The sequence below is a fragment of the Rhizobium sp. BK275 genome, from assembly GCF_014193555.1.
GTDB lineage: Bacteria > Pseudomonadota > Alphaproteobacteria > Rhizobiales > Rhizobiaceae > Rhizobium.
Genome location: NZ_JACHZL010000002.1, coordinates 61,022 through 77,165 on the forward strand (window position 1 = coordinate 61,022; position 16,144 = coordinate 77,165).

Consider the following 16,144-nt stretch of genomic DNA (forward strand, 5'->3'; position numbering starts at 1 on the left):
ATCATTAGCGGCGGATACCCAGGCCGGTAATCAGCTTGGTGTAGCGGCCTTCGTCCTTCTTCTTGAGGTAGTCAAGAAGCGAGCGGCGGCTGGAAACGAGCGTCAGCAGACCACGGCGGGAATGGTTATCCTTCTTGTGGTCCTTGAAGTGTTCGGTCAGGTTGTTGATGCGCTCGGTGAGGATCGCAACCTGTACTTCCGGAGAACCGGTATCGCCTTCGGCGGTCGCATATTCCTTGATCAGCGCAGCCTTGCGCTCAGCAGTGATCGACATCGGACAATCCTTTCGTTGAGAGGAGTTTAAGTCGCCAAAAGCCGGGATGTCGTCCAGCCTTGGCCGCGAATGCAATTGGGATAGCCCAATGCTGGCGCTGCCTATAAACCAAATAAGCAGCGATGGAAAGAGGGGTCTCCCGCAGCGGTTTCAGCGGCCCGCCATGGCATCCCGGATCATGGTGTCATATCCCTCGGGATCCTGCAGCATGGCGAAATGGCTGGCGTCCTTCAGGATGATGAGCTTTGCGCCCGGAATTTCCTTCGCCATCAATTCCGTGTGGTCGAGCTTTACGGCCTCGTCATGATCGCCGATCGCGAGCGTGACCGGCACTGTGATCTTTCTGAGGTCGGCTGTCGTCCAGGCGGGCTGTGTCGCCCACATCTCCGAGATCTGGGTGACGAAAGCGTCGTATTCGTTCGGCGTCGGCGACAGCTTCCTGTAATATTCGCCGGCGACATTGATGTAGTCGTTGAAGGTCCTGTTGCTCATGACGTCGGACTTCACGCCGTCGGTGGTCACGTTTGCCGCCTGGGCGATGACGCGCGTCAGCTTTTCAGGATGTTTCATCGCCATGTCGATGCCGATGATGCCGCCGTCCGACCAGCCGACCAGCGTCACCTTGCCGATCTTCAGATAGTCGAGAAGTGCTGCATAATCCGATGTCATCAGGTCATAGCCGAAGGGCTGCTGGCTGCGGGTGGAGCGTCCATGCCCGCGGCTGTCGGCAACGATGACGAGGTGATCTCTAGCGAAATCGGCGACCTGGTGGCCCCAGACATCGGCATTTCCAAGCCCGCCATGGATGAAGAGGATCGGGTCGCCCTCGCCATATTCGGCGTAATACATTTTGATGTCGTTGACATCGGCCATGCCGCTCGCTTTCGGCGCCGGCATGGGAGGAAAGGCCGGAAGTTCGGCCCAGCGCTCGGCGGATTGAGCGATCGTAATCGTGAGGAACAGCGAAAAGAACGTCAGTATTCCCAATGCAATTCTGCGCATATTCTTCCCCTTTGACGGGCCGTCGTGGCCCGTCGGGAAACATATCGCATCTCTGCCTTCTGACAATTGCCGCTGTTTTTCGGTGGTCAGCCGAAAACGCGCTTCGGCCGGAATTCGCCCTGTCCGATCTCGCCGATCGCGATCAGCCTGCCGCGTGCCGTCGCATAGGCTTCGCTTTCGGCAACCGGTGCATCGCGGCCACGCACCAGGATCGGATTGCCCATCTTCAGCCGGTGCGCCTGGTCGTCGCTGATAACAAGGTGCGGCAGGGCCGATAGCGCTTTGCAGGTGTCGATCAGCAGGGCGTCGAGCGCGGCAAGGCGCTCATCCATGTCCTCGATCTCTTCAAGCGCGGTGAGTTTTGCAAGCGGCACCATCGTCTCTTCGGCGAAAGGTGCTACGAAGGTACGGCGCAGGCCGGAAATATGACCGTAGCAGCCGAGTTCGCGGCCGAAATCGCGGGCAAGCGCCCGCACATAGGTACCCTTGCCGCATTCCACCTCGAAATGCGCCGTATCGGCATCCGGGCAGGCAAGAAGCGTCAGACGATGAACCGCGACTTCGCGCGAAGGTATCTCGACCGCCTCGCCGTCGCGTGCCAGATCGTAGGCGCGTTCCCCTGCGATCTTGATGGCGGAAAACTGCGGCGGAACCTGGCTGATCGTGCCGATATAGGCAGGCAGGATATCGCGGATCTGCTGCTCGCTCGGGCGCTTGTCGGAGCTCTGCGTAACCTCGCCCTCGAGGTCGTCGGTCGCCCGCTCTTCGCCCCAACTGACAGTGAATTCGTAGATCTTGCGGCCGTCCATCACGTAGGGAACGGTCTTTGTGGCATCGCCGAGCGCGATCGGCAGCATGCCCGAAGCAAGCGGGTCGAGCGTGCCGGCATGGCCGCATTTCTGCGCCTTGAAGAGCCACTTGATCTTGGAAACGGCTTCCGTCGAGCCGAAATCCATCGGCTTGTCGAGGATCAGCCAGCCGGAAATCGGGCGGCCCTTGGGTTTGCGTGGTTTGGACATCGGCGTCTTCTGTTATTCGTCGTCATTGTCGAGATCGCGGCTCACCTCGGGCGAGCGCAGCAGGTCATCGATCTTCTTGTAGTTGTCGAAGCTGGTATCGTCGCGGAAGCGAACTTCCGGCATGTATTTCATCTGCCGGAGCTGCGGGCCGAGCCGGCCACGGATGAACTTCGCGTTGCGGTTCAGCGCGTCGATGACGATCGTGTGGTCGGAAACGCCGAGCGGCGTCACATAGGCTGTCGCGATCTTGAGGTCGGGCGACATGCGCACTTCGGAGATCGAAATTACGGTCGCTTCGATGATGTCGTTGCGGACTTCGCCACGCTGCAGCACCTGAGTGATCGCTGCGCGAACCTGCTCGCCGACGCGCAGCATGCGCTGCGATGGTGCCGAGGTTGTGGGTCTTGTTGCCATTGTTCTTTATCCCAAAAGGATCGGGCGCCGGACTGGATCATCCGGCGCCCGCCCAAGATTTCAATCGTGGCCCGATCAGAGCGTGCGCGTGATGTGCTCGACGCGGAAGCACTCGATGACGTCGCCGACACGCATATCTTCGTAGTTCTCGAAGGCCATGCCGCACTCCTGACCCATCGGCACTTCGGCGACTTCGTCCTTGAAGCGCTTGAGTGTCTTGAGCTTGCCTTCGTGCACGACGACGTTGTCGCGGATGAGGCGGACGCCCGCGCCACGCTCGACCTTGCCTTCGACGACGCGGCAACCTGCGACCTTGCCGACCTTGGTAATGTTGAACACTTCCAGGATCTCGGCATTGCCGATGAAGGTCTCGCGGCGCTCCGGCGAAAGAAGACCCGACATCGCTGCCTTCACGTCATCCACGAGGTCGTAGATGATGTTGTAGTAGCGGATCTCGATACCCTCGCGCTCGGCGAACTGGCGTGCCTGCGTATTTGCACGAACGTTGAAGCCGATGATGGCAGCGTTCGATGCTTCTGCAAGCGAGATGTCGGACTCGGTGATGCCGCCTGCGCCCGAATGAACGATGCGGGCACGAACCTCGTCGGTGCCGAGCTTTTCCAGCGCGCCGGCAATGGCTTCGATTGAGCCCTGCACGTCGCCCTTGATCACCAGCGGGAACTCCTTGACGCCCGTGGCCTGGAGCTGCGTCATCATCTGTTCCAGCGAACCGCGCTGTCCCGACAGGCGGGCAGCCGCCTTGTCGCGGGCAAGACGCTGACGATATTCCGAGATTTCGCGGGCGCGGCTTTCGTTCTCGACGACGGCAAACTTGTCGCCTGCCTGTGGCGTGCCGGAAAGACCGAGAACTTCGACCGGGGTCGCCGGACCGGCTTCCTTCACATGGTCGCCCTTGTCGGTCACCAGGGCGCGTACGCGGCCCCAGACGTCGCCGGCAACGATGATCTGGCCCGGACGCAGCGTGCCCTTCTGGACAAGCACCGTCGCAACCGCACCGCGACCGCGGTCGAGCTGGGCTTCGATAACCGTGCCTTCAGCCGTCCGGTTCGGATTGGCCTTGAGGTCGAGAATTTCGGCCTGCAGCAGGATTGCCTCGAGCAGCTTGTCGAGGTTCTTGCCGGTCTTGGCCGAAACTTCGACGTCGAGCACTTCACCACCCATGGATTCCACGAAGACTTCGTGCTGCAGAAGTTGGTTACGAACCTTCTGCGGATCGGCCTCGTGCTTGTCGACCTTGTTGATCGCCACGATGATCGGAACACCGGCCGCCTTGGCGTGGTTGATCGATTCGATCGTCTGCGGCATCACGCTGTCGTCAGCCGCGACCACCAGGATCGCGATGTCGGTGGCCTGCGCCCCGCGGGCACGCATCGCCGTAAAGGCGGCGTGGCCGGGAGTGTCGATGAACGTGATCTTCTGGCCGTTCTGCTCCACCTGATAGGCGCCGATATGCTGCGTGATGCCACCGGCTTCGCCGGCGACCACGTTGGCATGGCGGATAGCGTCGAGCAGCGAGGTCTTGCCGTGGTCGACGTGGCCCATGATGGTGACGACAGGCGGACGCGAAACCAGTTCGTCCTGTTCGTCGGACACGTTGAAGATGCCGAGTTCGACGTCGGATTCGGATACACGCCTGACCGTATGGCCGAATTCACCGGCGATGAGTTCAGCGAGGTCGGCGTCGATGACGTCGCCCGGCTTCATCATCTGGCCTTCCTTCATCAGGTACTTGATGACGTCAACGGCACGTTCCGACATGCGCTGCGACAGTTCCTGGATGGTGATGGTTTCGGGCAGAACGACTTCGCGGGAGATCTTCTCGCGCGTTTCCTGCATCTGGCTGCGGCGGAATTTTTCCTGCCGGCGGCGCATGGCCGAAAGCGAACGCCCGCGTGCGTTGCCGTCGTCGTCGACGTCTGCAGTCGTCACGGTCAGCTTGCCGCGGCGGCGGTCTTCCTCACTCTTCGGGCGGGTTGTCACGGGCTTTGCGGGCTCCGGACGAACCGGGCGGCCGCGGACCGGACCGCCGCGCGAAGCACCGCGTTCCTCGTCTTCGCCGTCACTCCGGCGACCACGAACGCCTGCCGGTGCACCTGGCGCAGGCCGGGCGGTTGAGGGCGACGGAGCGGTTTCCGGACGGCGAGCGGCCGGTGCGGATGCGGGTTGCTGCGGACGCGGAGTTTCAACTCGCGCTTCCGCTGCAGGAGCGGCAGGTACCGGTGCTTCGGCCACGGCTGTTGCTGCGGCCTCGGCCTGGCGTGCTGCCTCTTCGGCAGCGCGCAGCTTGGCCTCTTCCGCTTCGGCAGCCTGACGTGCTGCCTCTTCGACGGCACGGCGCTCTTCTTCCTCGGCGCGACGGATGGCGTCCTGTGCGTCACGGACCTGCGCTTCGGCAAGCGCGCGGCGGCGGGCGTCCATTTCCTCAGGCGAAAGATGGTTCAGCACCACGGGGCGCGGACGATCCTGCTGGCGCGGCGTCTGGTAGGCTTGCTGCGGACGCTGGTTGGTCTGCTGCGGGCGCTGGTTGTTCTGGCCGCCGGGTTGTTGAATACGCGGGGCCGGAGCCGGCTGCGGCGGGCGAGCCTGCAAGGGCGCCGGCGCCGGTTCGGGCGCGCGCACCGGAGCTGCGGGAGCAGGCGTCATCGGCTTTTCGTCTTCAGGGCGCATCGGGCGCCGTTTGCGGGTCTCGACGACGACCGCCTTGGTGCGACCGCGACCCATATCCTGGCGAACGGTACCCTGGCTCATCCCTGATGGTTTCAAGGTGAGGGTTTTCTTCCCCGTTACGCTGAGTGTCTTGTCGTCGTTGCTGTCGGTCATTCGTTCCCGTTCCTTCGGACAGGGAACGATGAGACCATCACACCCTGTCAATCACATACAATCGGTCAATGATATTGGGGCCGGCTTCCGCCGGTGACCGCATCATTGTTTTTGCTGGCCAGCGCCGCCCGGTGCCCGGGACTGACCGCCGTTACGGTACTGTTCGAGCATCTTTGCGCGCTTCACTACACCCTCACCTGCCTGCCCTGCAAGCACTGCGGCATGGATAAAAGCATTCTGGCCCATCACCCCTTCCATTTCGCTCTCCGAGAAGAGACGGAAAGAAGGTATTTCTTCCTCGGTTTCCATTCCGAGGTGCCAGGCCTTGCGGGCCTGGTCGATTTTTCTCACGCCATCGGCGGCCGCATCCGTCGAATGGAACACCGCAAGCGCAGCCCCGCTGCGGATTGCGGCATCCACCTTGGCTGAGCCGGTGACGAGCTGGCCCGCCTTGCGCGCCATGTTCATCATCTGCAGGAGCTGCTGCAAAAACAGCCGCTCAACACGCTCGCCGAGGTCCTCGGCGGCCTTCACATCGGCCTTGAGCGCGCGGGCGAAGAGCTTCTTCGCCACCGCTCTCTCGACCAGCGACCGGTCGATCTTCACCCAGCAACCGCGTCCCGGCAGCTCGCGCTTCAGGTCGGGCACCACCGTCCCGTCAGGGGCGGCCACGAAGCGGATCAGCTCGTCCGGCGATCCGCTTTCGCGTGTTGCGATGCACATGCGGCCGTTCACGTCGTAACCTTCGAGATCATCGTCCTCAGGAGATGTGTCCGGCGTCGGTGTCATTATGCGTCCTGCTCGGCAGCAGCATCGGCTTCAACAGCCTCCGCGTCCTTTGCAAGGTCTTCCTCGGTGATCCAGCCGGCGAGCAGGCGGGCCTGCACGACCATCTGTTCGGCTTCGACACGCGAAATGTCGAACTTCGAGAATAGACCCTCGAACTTCTTCGTCTCGCCATTCTTGCGTTCGGTCCAGCCCACGAGGTCGTCGGCTGCGCAGCCTGCGAAGTCTTCGATCGTCTTGATGCCGTCCTCGCCGAGCGCGACCATCATCTGGGCGGTTATGCCGTCGATCTGGCGCAGCTCGTCGGAAACGCCGAGGGCCTTGCGCTTTTCGTCCATCTCGGCTTCGAGCTTCTCCAGGAACTCGCGGGCACGGGTCTGGATTTCCTGCGCGGTGTCTTCGTCGAAACCGTCGATCGAGGAAATTTCGTCCAGATCGACATAGGCCAGTTCTTCGACGGCGGCGAAGCCTTCCGAAGCAAGGACCTGGCCGACCATCTCGTCGACGTCGAGCGCGTCCATGAAAAGATTGGTGCGCTCGTTGAATTCCTTCTGACGGCGCTCGGACTCTTCGGCTTCCGTCATGATGTCGATGTCCCAGCCGGTCAGCTGCGAGGCGAGGCGAACATTCTGACCGCGGCGGCCGATGGCGAGCGAAAGCTGCTCGTCCGGAACGACCACTTCGATGCGCTCTGCATCCTCATCGAGAACGACCTTGGCGACTTCAGCCGGCTGCAGGGCGTTGACGACAAAGGTCGCCGGATCCTGCGACCAGGGAATGATGTCGATCTTCTCGCCCTGGAGTTCTCCAACGACGGCCTGGACGCGCGAACCGCGCATACCGACGCAGGCGCCGACCGGATCGATGGACGAGTCGTTCGAGATCACTGCGATCTTGGCGCGAGAACCCGGATCGCGGGCAACCGACTTCACCTGGATGATGCCGTCGTAAATTTCCGGCACTTCCATGGTGAAGAGCTTCACCATGAACTGCGGATGCGTACGCGACAGGAAAATCTGCGGACCGCGCTGCTCGCGGCGGACATCATATACGTATGCACGAACGCGATCGCCATAGCGGACATTCTCGCGCGGGATCATTTCGTCACGGCGGATGATGCCTTCGCCGCGACCGAGGTCGACGATGACGTTGCCGTATTCGACGCGCTTAACCGTGCCGTTGACGATTTCGCCGACGCGGTCCTTGAATTCGTCGAACTGGCGGTCACGCTCGGCTTCGCGCACCTTCTGCACGATCACCTGCTTGGCCGACTGTGCGGCGATACGGCCGAAATCCATCGGCGGCAGCGGATCGGCGATGAAGTCGCCGATGGCGGCGTCCGGGTTGCGGTCGCGGGCGAGCTCCAGCGGGATCTGCGTAGAGTAGTCCTCGGCCTTCTCGACGACTTCGAGCAGACGCTGCAGACGGATTTCGCCGGTCTTCGGGTTGATGTCGGCGCGGATATTGGATTCGGTACCGTAACGGGAACGTGCCGCCTTCTGGATGGCATCGGCCATCGCGGCAAGCACGATCTCGCGGTCGATGACCTTTTCGCGCGCCACTGCATCTGCGATCTGCAGAAGTTCGAGCCGGTTTGCACTGACTGCCATTGTTCTGTTTCTCCGTCCTTGACTACCCGGGTTCCCGTCCCTGGAGCTTACGTTGATCGGTTATTCTTCGTCGCCCGCTTCGTTCTGGTTCGCAGCCTGTGCCTTTGCCAGCTTGTCGGCGCGCAGTGCATCGCGGATCAGATCGTCGGTCAGAATGAGTTTGGCATCGCTGAGCGCCGTGAAGGGGATGGTGACCTTCTGCTCTTCGCCGTAGGCAACCTGATCGCGTTCGATCGTGAACCCATCGGCGTCCGCTTCGACGATCTTGCCGCGGAAGCGTTTGCGATTGCCGATCATGATCGACGTTTCGCACTTTACGAGGTGACCTTGCCAGCGGACGAAATCAGACTTCCGCACCAGAGGGCGGTCGATGCCCGGCGAAGACACTTCGAGATGATACTCTTTATCGATCGGATCTTCCACATCGAGGACCGGAGAAATCGCCATGGAGACCTGTTCGCAGTCCTCGACGGTCATCGTGCCATCGTTCTTTTCGGCCATGACCTGCATCGTCATGCCATTCTGGTTGAGCATGCGGACGCGAATGAGGCGGAAACCGATGTCGACGAGGACTGGTTCGATAATGTCGGCAAGACGCTGGTCAAGCCCGGTCTCGGTGATCAGCCGTGGCTCATGTTGATTGTCTGCGTTTGTCAGATCCGACAAGCGGTGCGCTCCCTGCGATTTCTGGCATTCGGGGTGATCGCGCTAATAAAAAAGAGCGGGTCCTTGCGGCCCACTCTTCATCGTACGATCAAGAATTTGAGTGCCATATAGTCCCGTTTTTTAGAAATTGCAAGGTCGGAGGCGATTCCGCCTCTTCCGCTCTCGCAAGTGCGAGCTAACCTATGGCGAGCATTTGTCTTCTGCATATATTGCTGTTGAGGCATAACGATAAAAGCGGGGGAACGTGGCCTATACATCATCGACATTTGCGCCTTTGCGGCATGAGACCTACCGCACCATCTGGTTTGCAAGCCTCGCCTCGAATTTCGGCGGCCTGATCCAGGCCGTCGGTGCCGCCTGGATGATGACGGTCATCACTTCGTCGGAGGATATGGTTGCGCTGGTCCAGACCTCGACGGCGCTGCCGATCATGCTCTTCTCGTTGATCTCGGGTGCTCTCGCCGACAATTATGATCGGCGCCGGATCATGCTGACGGCGCAATCCGCGATGCTCGTGGTCTCGATCCTGTTGACCGCCTGCGCTATCCTCGGCTGGGTTACACCCGGATTGCTTCTCTTCTTCACGTTTCTCATCGGCTGCGGTACGGCGCTCAACAATCCCTCCTGGCAGGCCTCGGTTGGCGACATGGTGCCGCGTGCCGATTTGCCGGACGCGGTCACGCTGAACAGTATGGGTTTCAATATAACCCGCAGCGTCGGTCCGGCGATCGGCGGCGCCATCGTGGCGGCCGCCGGTGCGGCCGCGGCCTTTGCAGTGAACGCTTTGAGCTACGTTGCGCTCCTCTACGTGCTGTTCCGCTGGCGGCCGAGCACGCCTGCTTCGACACTGCCGCGCGAAACACTCGGCAGCGCCATTTTTGCCGGCATGCGCTATGTCTCCATGTCGCCCAACCTCGAAAAGATCCTCCTGAGAGGACTGGTATTCGGTATCGGCGCGAGTTCTATCCAAGCGCTGCTGCCTGTCGTCGCGCTCGATCTCGTCTCTGGCGGGCCGCTGACCTATGGTTTCATGCTCGGCGCCTTCGGCATTGGCGCGATCGGCGGTGCCATCCTGAGCACCAGGCTGCGCGAGATGTTCTCCAGCGAGACGATCATCCGCTTGGCCTTTTCAGGCTTTGCATTCAGCGCTGTGATCGCAGCTCTCAGCCCAAGTGCCGTGCTCACCTCGGCCGGGCTGCTCGTAGCCGGTGCCTGCTGGGTTTCGGCACTTTCGCTCTTCAACATCATCGTCCAGCTTTCGACGCCGCGCTGGGTGGTCGGCCGCGCTTTGTCGCTTTACCAGACCGTCACCTTCGGCGGCATTGCCGGCGGAAGCTGGCTCTGGGGTATTGCCGCCGACCGGTATGGTCTTTCGAACGCCCTGCTGATGTCGGCTGCGGTCCTGCTGTTTGGAGTCCTGATCGGCCTACGCTTTTCCATGCCGGCTTTCGCCTCGCTCAATCTCGATCCGCTGAACCGCTTTATCGAGCCGGCTCTCGGCCTCGATATCACGCCACGCAGCGGCCCGATCGTCATCCAAGTATATTACCAGATTGCCGATGAGGACTTGGCCGAATTCATGACGCTGATGGAAGAGCGCCGCCGCATCCGTATCCGCGACGGCGCCCGCAACTGGGCGCTGATGCGCGATCTTGAAAATCCCGGCCTCTGGACGGAAACCTATCACACGCCGACCTGGGTCGAATATATCAGGCACAATCAGCGCCGCACACAGGCCGATGCCGAAAATACCGACCGGCTTCGCGCCTTGCACCGCGGCGACGGTCTGCCGCATGTTCATCGCATGATCGAGCGACAGGCCATACCGCCGGTCGATGACGTCTTTCACAAGGCGCCGATCGATCTGCATCATTGAGGTCAGGCATGCACGTCAGCTGTCACCTCAGCTTGCCTTTCATCGATGCCTCGGGAAAGCATGTGGGCTTCATGCCGTTCTTTTCCTGCCATTGGCCGATTGAGCGTCGCGTCTTGTAGCCCGGCAATCCGTCCGAACCGCCGACATCGTAACCCTGCCGTTCCAGCGCCTTCTGCATCGTGGCGACATCCGAGCGCAGCATCTTGCCGACATCGCCCCATTGTCCCTGGAAGGCTCCGGAACCGAAGGCGATGCGGTCGGCAAGGTTGCCGATATAGAGGGCATAGAGGTCGGAGTTGTTATATTCCTTGATGATGTAAAAGTTTGGCGTGACGATGAATTCCGGCCCGTCGCGCCCGGCCGGCACCAGCATCATGCCCTGTGCCTTCAACTCTCCGGATGGAAAGCCCTTGCCGGAAATACGTTTGATGTCGAGTGACGCCCAGTGGGAGAGCGGCTTGGCAAGATCAGGCCCTTCCTGTGCGCAGGAGACGGCTTGCGGGATCGTCACCTCGAACCCCCAGTCTCGGTCACGCTGCCAGCCCTTTTTCACGAGGAAATTGGCAATCGAAGCGAGCGTATCGGGAACCGAGGTCCAGATGTTGCGATGTCCGTCACCATCGAAATCGATGGCATATTTCAGATAGCTCGTCGGCATGAATTGCGGCTGGCCAAGCGCGCCCGCCGACGATCCCTTGAAGTCTGCAGGGGTCACGTCGCCGCCGTCGAGAATATGCAGCGCAGCGATCAGCTCCATGCGGAACATGTCCTTGCGCGTCGACATGAACGCCTTGGTCGCTAAAATCTCGACCGCCGAATTGGGTATCTTCGCCGCGCCGAAGCCGGTCTCGCGTCCCCAGATTGCCAGCACGATTGAGCCCGGCACCCCATAGGTCTTTTCAATGCGGCTGAGCGTCGAGGCATATTGCGAGGCAAGGCCACGTCCGGTCATGGCAAGCCGCTTCAACCGATCCTCGTTGAAATAGGGACCGGGCGAGGAAAATTCGGCCTGGGTCTGCTTCTGCTCTTTCGGCGGCGGAAAGCCGGGAGGAGCGAGATCGGCCAGGGTCCAGTTCAGTTCGACGCCGGCAAAAGCGGCGCGGAAGGTTTTTTCCGATATGCCGTTCTTCTTCGCGTCCGGCCAGAGATCGGCCTGCACCCATTTTTCGAATTGCGCTTCTACATCGGCTTTCGAAGGCGCTGCGTAAGAGGGGAGGGGGAGAAGTGCGGTTGCCAAAACGAATGCCAATATCCGCAGCCGCCGCAAAATACCCCCCCCTGCCCTGCCGGGCATCTCCCCCACAGGTGGGGAGATTGGCTGGGCGCGCCATTCTTCGCCAGCTTTCGACGTCTCGACGGGGTAAGCCGTTCGTGAGGAGGGAGACCCGAGCCGCTCGTGATCTCCCTCCTTGTGGGGGAGATGCCCGGCAGGGCAGAGGGGGGTAAGTCGCCACATCCTCAGGTCCCTCATATTGCCGTCCGCGCTCGAAGTGCCGCCGACAGCGTACCCTCGTCGAGATAGTCGAGCTCACCCCCCACGGGCACGCCATGCGCCAGCCGCGTGATCTTCACATTGAGATCGGCAAGCTGGTCGGTGATGTAGTGCGCCGTCGTCTGTCCCTCGACAGTCGCATTCACAGCGATAATGATCTCCTTGATGCCCCCTTCGCCGACGCGATTGATCAACCCCCGGATATTGAGGTCGTCAGGCCCGACGCCATCGAGCGGAGAGAGCGTGCCGCCGAGTACGTGATAGGCGGCGTTCAGTGCACCGGCGCGCTCCAGCGCCCAGAGGTCGGAGACATCCTCGACGACGATGATGACGGACTGGTCGCGCTGCGCATCGGTGCAGACGGTACAGGGATCGACGGTATCGACATTGCCGCAGCGCGAGCAGATCTTGACCTTGTCATAGGCCTCGCCCATCGCATGCGACAGCGGACCGAGAAGCTGGTCCTTCTTCTTGATCAGATGCAGTGCCGCCCGTCGCGCCGAGCGTGGCCCAAGGCCCGGCACTTTCGCCAGAAGCTGGATCAGTTTTTCAATTTCGGGGCCGGTGACTCGCTTTGCCATGCGCCGTTCTTAACTGATATGGAACGAAAACGGAATCGCCGAAGGATCGCTGCGCCAATGAAAATCCTCGCCGTCTGTCGCGGCGCAGCCGAAAGGCTGCCTGGAAAAAACTACAAGACTGGTATTTTCAAGCATGCCGTCAGCGGCGGCGTCATGATCGATGCCGAAGGTCTCGTCGGTGATGCCATCTGCAATAGGAAACATCACGGCGGCATCGATCAGGCCGTCTATCTGGAGGGTTCGATCAGCCTCGACTGGTGGGCGAAGGAATTCGGACATCCCGTCGAGCCCGGCACCTTCGGTGAAAACCTTGTCATTGAGGGGTTGGATAACCGAGATGTCGCCGTTGGCGACCGCTTTATCGCCGGCGAACTGATCCTTGAAGTAACGTCCTGCCGCATTCCCTGCGCCACCTTCGCAGCAAGGATGAACGATCCGAAATTCGTCAAGCGCTATACCAAGGCGGCACGTCCCGGCATTTATTGCCGTGTGATCGCCGATGGGATCGTGGAAGCCGGAATGCCGGTCGAGTATGAGCCATTTCCGGGCGACCCAGTCACGATGCCGGAAATGATGGAGACCTTCGGACGGCGGCTTTCAGCCGCAGACCGCGAGCGCTATCTGGCAGCGCCCGTTCATTACAAGCTGCGAGCTGAGCTGGAAGCACAGCAATAGTTCAGCGCACGGCGATGGTGACGGCAGCCCCCGCCATCGTTCCCGCGCTTACCCGGTTGGCGATCCGCACTGCGCGCCGGCTCTTCAGGAAACCGCGAGCCTTTGCGGCAAGGAACATCCAGCTGAAATCGACAATAGCGAGAACGATGAACAGCGTGACGACGAGTTCGGTCCAACCGGCGAGCGACACCGAGGGGATGTCGATGATCGACGGCAGAAGTGCCACGTAGAACATCATGATCTTTGGATTGCCGAGCGCAATAGCCAGGCCGGTCAGGAACATACGCCCACGTGAGCGTTCCTGCGGCAACTCTTCTTCCTCGACATCGGCTTTGGCAAACCACATGCGCCAGGCGAGATAGAGGAGATAGAGCACGCCGAGCCACTTGATGACGACGAAGACGTGGTAGAAGCTTTCGGCGATCGCCGACAGGCCGGCAATGGCACAGGTGAGCCAGATCGCATCTCCAGCCCACATACCGAATAAGAAAGGCAGCACGTCACGCGCGCCTTTCGAGATAACGCGGGCGACCAGCGCCGCAACGCTCGGCCCCGGCGTCCCCGCGGCAATAAAAAGAGCGCCGGCGAAAACCAGCAGTGTCGTTACCGTCATCATTGCCCGTCTCCTCTTCCGGGGCTAGGCGATTACCGGACCAGTCGCCAAAATCAGAACGGCAGCTTGAAACCGGGCGGGATCGGCAGGCCGGCCGTCAGCGCCTTGGTCTTTTCGGCGGCGATGGCTTCCGCCTTGTCCTTGGCGTCCTTGTGAGCGGCAACGATCAGGTCTTCGAGGATTTCGACGTCGTCTTCCTTGAAGAGCGAAGGATCGATCTTCAGGCTCTTCAGTTCGCCCTTGCCGGAGATGATGGCGGTGACGAGCCCGCCGCCAGCCTTGCCTTCGGCGGTCAGTTCGGCGATTTCCGCCTGCATCTGCTCCATCTTGGCCTGCATTTCCTTGACTTTGCCCATCATGCCCATGATGTCGCGCATCGTCTTCTCCTTCTTGAAATCAGAATTCTATATCGTCGCCGGGCAGGATATCGCCCTCTTCGGATTCGGCGACGGCAGGCGGCTTGACCTCCTCCGCTTCCTCGTCCGGTGTCGGCGCTCGCACGCGCACGTCGATGATCTTGGCGCCCGGAAACTGGGCGAGGATTGCAGCGACATCAGGATCCTGACGTGCATCGCTGACGCGCTGTTCCTGCGCCTTGGCTTCCGCCTCCACCATCGTCGGCCCGCCTTCTTCGCGGCTGGTGCTGACGATCCAGTGGATTCCGGTCCATTCCTTGAGCTTGACGGCAAGCTCGTTGAGCAATGTGCCTGGTGCGCCTTCGGTGAGGTTTACGTCCAGTCGGCCGGGCTCGATGCGCACCGGCCGCACGAAGTTGCGCACCAATGCCTTCAGCTTGACGTCGCGTTTTTCGGCAGCGAGGTCGACGATATCGCTGATCGAATTGACCGGTACCAGGGGTTTCGGCGCTTCCGCCGGCTTCGTCTCGACCCGGCCGATATTCTGCGGCTCCGGATTGGGCACCGCACGTAACATGGCGGTCGGTCCTGATGGTTGCGGCCGCGGAGCAGGTTCCGGAGCCCGCGCCTGCACATTTGTCTGGTAGGGAACGCGCGTGCCGCCGCCATTGCCCGAAGGCACGGGCGAGGACGGTCGTGGCCCACCGCCTTCATTGGAAAATTCCGCTAGCCGCCGCGCCGCGTCTTCCGGCGCTGGCAGATGCGCCGCATGCGCCAGCCGGATCAACACCATCTCGGCGGCACCTGCCGTACGGGAAGAGTTTTCCGTTTCCGGAATGCCCTTCAGCAGCATCTGCCAGATGCGCGAGAGCGTGGTGACGGCAACCCCTTGCGCGAATTCCACTGCCTTGGTGCGCTCCACTTCGCTGAGCGAGGGGTCGTTTGCCGCATCAGGCACATATTTCAGCCGGGTCACCAGATGCGTGAAATCGGCGAGATCCGTCAGCACCACGACCGGGTTGGCCCCGGCCTCGTACTGGCTCTGGAACTCATTGAGCGCGCTTGCGACATCGCCGCGCACGATATGCTGGAATAGGTCGACGATGCGGGCGCGGTCGGCAAGGCCGAGCATGCCGCGCACAGCCTCCGCCTGTACCACGCCGCCGCCATGGGCGATCGCCTGGTCCATCAGCGACAGGCCGTCGCGGGCCGAACCTTCCGCAGCGCGCGCGATCATCGCCAGCGCATCCGGCTCCGCCTCGATGCCTTCCTTGGCGGCGATGGTCGAAAACAGGCCGACGAGATCGGACGCGCTGATACGGCGCAGGTCGAAGCGCTGGCAGCGCGAGAGAACGGTAATCGGAACCTTGCGGATTTCCGTCGTGGCGAAAATGAACTTCACATGCTCCGGCGGCTCTTCGAGCGTCTTCAAGAGCCCGTTGAAGGCTGCCGTCGAAAGCATGTGCACTTCGTCGATGATATAGACTTTGAAGCGCGCCGAAACCGGCCGATAGCGCACCTGCTCGATGATCTCTCTGATGTCGTCGATGCCGGTATGCGAGGCGGCATCCATCTCGATCACGTCGACATGGCGGCCTTCCATGATCGCCTGGCAATGTTCGCCGGGCACGCGAAGGTCGATCGTCGGCTTGTCGATATCGGCCGTCTTGTAGTTCAGCGCCCGCGCAAGGATGCGCGCCGTCGTCGTCTTGCCCACACCGCGAACGCCGGTCAGCATATAGGCCTGCGCAATGCGGCCCGTCTCGAAGGCGTTAGTGAGCGTGCGGACCATCGGCTCCTGGCCGACCATCAGGTCCGTAAAATCCTTGGGGCGGTATTTGCGTGCCAGCACCCGGTATCCGGTGCCCGTCGAGGCGGCATCTTGTGATTGTCGCTCGGTGTCGCTCATCGCCCTGCTTGTGCCCGAAAATGCCGGGCT

General features: G+C 61.4%; 15 protein-coding genes. 2 read left to right on the forward strand and 13 right to left on the reverse strand.

The features are described from left to right. Positions 1-4: 4 nt before the first annotated feature. The 8 genes from rpsO to rimP form a co-directional block, all read right to left on the reverse strand. Positions 5-274, reverse strand: a complete 270-nt coding sequence (gene rpsO / locus FHT82_RS06165; protein WP_113428004.1) for a 30S ribosomal protein S15 — start codon at positions 272-274, stop codon at positions 5-7. A 150-nt stretch (positions 275-424) separates the two neighbouring features. Further along, positions 425-1,276 carry an alpha/beta hydrolase gene (locus FHT82_RS06170; RefSeq protein ID WP_183727446.1) on the reverse strand — a complete coding sequence of 284 codons (852 nt, stop codon included), beginning with the start codon at positions 1,274-1,276 and terminating at the stop codon, positions 425-427. A gap of 86 nt (positions 1,277-1,362) precedes the next feature. Next, positions 1,363-2,295, reverse strand: coding sequence for a tRNA pseudouridine(55) synthase TruB (truB, locus tag FHT82_RS06175; protein WP_183727448.1), 933 nt, complete (start codon positions 2,293-2,295; stop codon positions 1,363-1,365). Between the two features lie 12 nt (positions 2,296-2,307). After that, positions 2,308-2,709 carry a 30S ribosome-binding factor RbfA gene (rbfA, locus tag FHT82_RS06180; RefSeq protein ID WP_183727450.1) on the reverse strand — a complete coding sequence of 134 codons (402 nt, stop codon included), beginning with the start codon at positions 2,707-2,709 and terminating at the stop codon, positions 2,308-2,310. 75 nt (positions 2,710-2,784) lie between these two features. After that, complete coding sequence (infB, locus tag FHT82_RS06185) at positions 2,785-5,550, reverse strand: translation initiation factor IF-2 (RefSeq protein ID WP_183727452.1); 2,766 nt, start codon at positions 5,548-5,550, stop codon at positions 2,785-2,787. 102 nt (positions 5,551-5,652) lie between these two features. After that, positions 5,653-6,339 carry an RNA-binding protein gene (locus FHT82_RS06190; protein ID WP_183727454.1) on the reverse strand — a complete coding sequence of 229 codons (687 nt, stop codon included), beginning with the start codon at positions 6,337-6,339 and terminating at the stop codon, positions 5,653-5,655. Then, positions 6,339-7,946 (reverse strand): transcription termination factor NusA, encoded by a 1,608-nt coding sequence (nusA, locus tag FHT82_RS06195; RefSeq protein ID WP_183727456.1) that lies wholly within the window; start codon positions 7,944-7,946, stop codon positions 6,339-6,341. The genes FHT82_RS06190 and nusA overlap by 1 nt, the downstream gene beginning before the upstream one ends. 60 nt (positions 7,947-8,006) lie before the next feature. After that, complete coding sequence (gene rimP / locus FHT82_RS06200; protein ID WP_183727458.1) at positions 8,007-8,612, reverse strand: ribosome maturation factor RimP; 606 nt, start codon at positions 8,610-8,612, stop codon at positions 8,007-8,009. Positions 8,613-8,856: 244 nt separating this feature from the next. On the opposite strand from rimP, the gene FHT82_RS06205 reads away from it, so the two are divergent. Continuing rightward, entirely contained in the window at positions 8,857-10,488 is a 1,632-nt protein-coding gene (locus FHT82_RS06205) for an MFS transporter (RefSeq protein WP_183727460.1), read from the forward strand. Between the two features lie 22 nt (positions 10,489-10,510). Here FHT82_RS06205 and FHT82_RS06210 read toward each other — a convergent pair whose 3' ends face one another. Both FHT82_RS06210 and recR read right to left on the reverse strand, forming a co-directional pair. Beyond that, the gene (locus tag FHT82_RS06210) at positions 10,511-11,782 is read right to left on the reverse strand and encodes a lytic murein transglycosylase (protein ID WP_183729134.1); all 1,272 of its coding nucleotides are present in this window, start codon (positions 11,780-11,782) and stop codon (positions 10,511-10,513) included. 173 nt (positions 11,783-11,955) lie between these two features. Next, complete coding sequence (recR, locus tag FHT82_RS06215; RefSeq protein ID WP_112542843.1) at positions 11,956-12,561, reverse strand: recombination mediator RecR; 606 nt, start codon at positions 12,559-12,561, stop codon at positions 11,956-11,958. A gap of 57 nt (positions 12,562-12,618) precedes the next feature. On the opposite strand from recR, the gene FHT82_RS06220 reads away from it, so the two are divergent. Further along, the gene (locus FHT82_RS06220; protein WP_183727462.1) at positions 12,619-13,236 is read left to right on the forward strand and encodes an MOSC domain-containing protein; all 618 of its coding nucleotides are present in this window, start codon (positions 12,619-12,621) and stop codon (positions 13,234-13,236) included. Position 13,237: 1 nt separating this feature from the next. Here the strand turns inward: FHT82_RS06220 and FHT82_RS06225 are convergent, their stop codons facing one another. From FHT82_RS06225 to FHT82_RS06235, 3 genes are read right to left on the reverse strand one after another with little or no spacing between them, the layout of a single operon-like run. Next, complete coding sequence (locus FHT82_RS06225) at positions 13,238-13,849, reverse strand: LysE family translocator (protein WP_183729137.1); 612 nt, start codon at positions 13,847-13,849, stop codon at positions 13,238-13,240. Positions 13,850-13,902: 53 nt separating this feature from the next. Beyond that, positions 13,903-14,226 (reverse strand): YbaB/EbfC family nucleoid-associated protein, encoded by a 324-nt coding sequence (locus tag FHT82_RS06230; protein ID WP_183727464.1) that lies wholly within the window; start codon positions 14,224-14,226, stop codon positions 13,903-13,905. Positions 14,227-14,245: 19 nt separating this feature from the next. Next, a complete protein-coding gene (locus FHT82_RS06235) occupies positions 14,246-16,114 on the reverse strand; it encodes a DNA polymerase III subunit gamma/tau (RefSeq protein WP_183727466.1) in 1,869 nt (622 codons plus the stop codon). Positions 16,115-16,144: the final 30 nt, after the last annotated feature.

What these genes read in the sequence shown, in the direction of transcription:
- nusA (WP_183727456.1), bottom strand. Translation starts at nt 7,946, where the DNA reads ATGGCAGTCAGTGCAAACCGGCTCGAACTTCTGCAGATCGCAGATGCA.
- FHT82_RS06235 (WP_183727466.1), bottom strand. Translation starts at nt 16,114, where the DNA reads ATGAGCGACACCGAGCGACAATCACAAGATGCCGCCTCGACGGGCACC.
- FHT82_RS06225 (WP_183729137.1), bottom strand. Translation starts at nt 13,849, where the DNA reads ATGACGGTAACGACACTGCTGGTTTTCGCCGGCGCTCTTTTTATTGCC.
- FHT82_RS06230 (WP_183727464.1), bottom strand. Translation starts at nt 14,226, where the DNA reads ATGCGCGACATCATGGGCATGATGGGCAAAGTCAAGGAAATGCAGGCC.
- FHT82_RS06190 (WP_183727454.1), bottom strand. Translation starts at nt 6,339, where the DNA reads ATGACACCGACGCCGGACACATCTCCTGAGGACGATGATCTCGAAGGT.
- FHT82_RS06220 (WP_183727462.1), top strand. Translation starts at nt 12,619, where the DNA reads ATGAAAATCCTCGCCGTCTGTCGCGGCGCAGCCGAAAGGCTGCCTGGA.
- truB (WP_183727448.1), bottom strand. Translation starts at nt 2,295, where the DNA reads ATGTCCAAACCACGCAAACCCAAGGGCCGCCCGATTTCCGGCTGGCTG.
- infB (WP_183727452.1), bottom strand. Translation starts at nt 5,550, where the DNA reads ATGACCGACAGCAACGACGACAAGACACTCAGCGTAACGGGGAAGAAA.
- FHT82_RS06170 (WP_183727446.1), bottom strand. Translation starts at nt 1,276, where the DNA reads ATGCGCAGAATTGCATTGGGAATACTGACGTTCTTTTCGCTGTTCCTC.
- rbfA (WP_183727450.1), bottom strand. Translation starts at nt 2,709, where the DNA reads ATGGCAACAAGACCCACAACCTCGGCACCATCGCAGCGCATGCTGCGC.
- rpsO (WP_113428004.1), bottom strand. Translation starts at nt 274, where the DNA reads ATGTCGATCACTGCTGAGCGCAAGGCTGCGCTGATCAAGGAATATGCG.
- recR (WP_112542843.1), bottom strand. Translation starts at nt 12,561, where the DNA reads ATGGCAAAGCGAGTCACCGGCCCCGAAATTGAAAAACTGATCCAGCTT.
- FHT82_RS06210 (WP_183729134.1), bottom strand. Translation starts at nt 11,782, where the DNA reads ATGCCCGGCAGGGCAGGGGGGGGTATTTTGCGGCGGCTGCGGATATTG.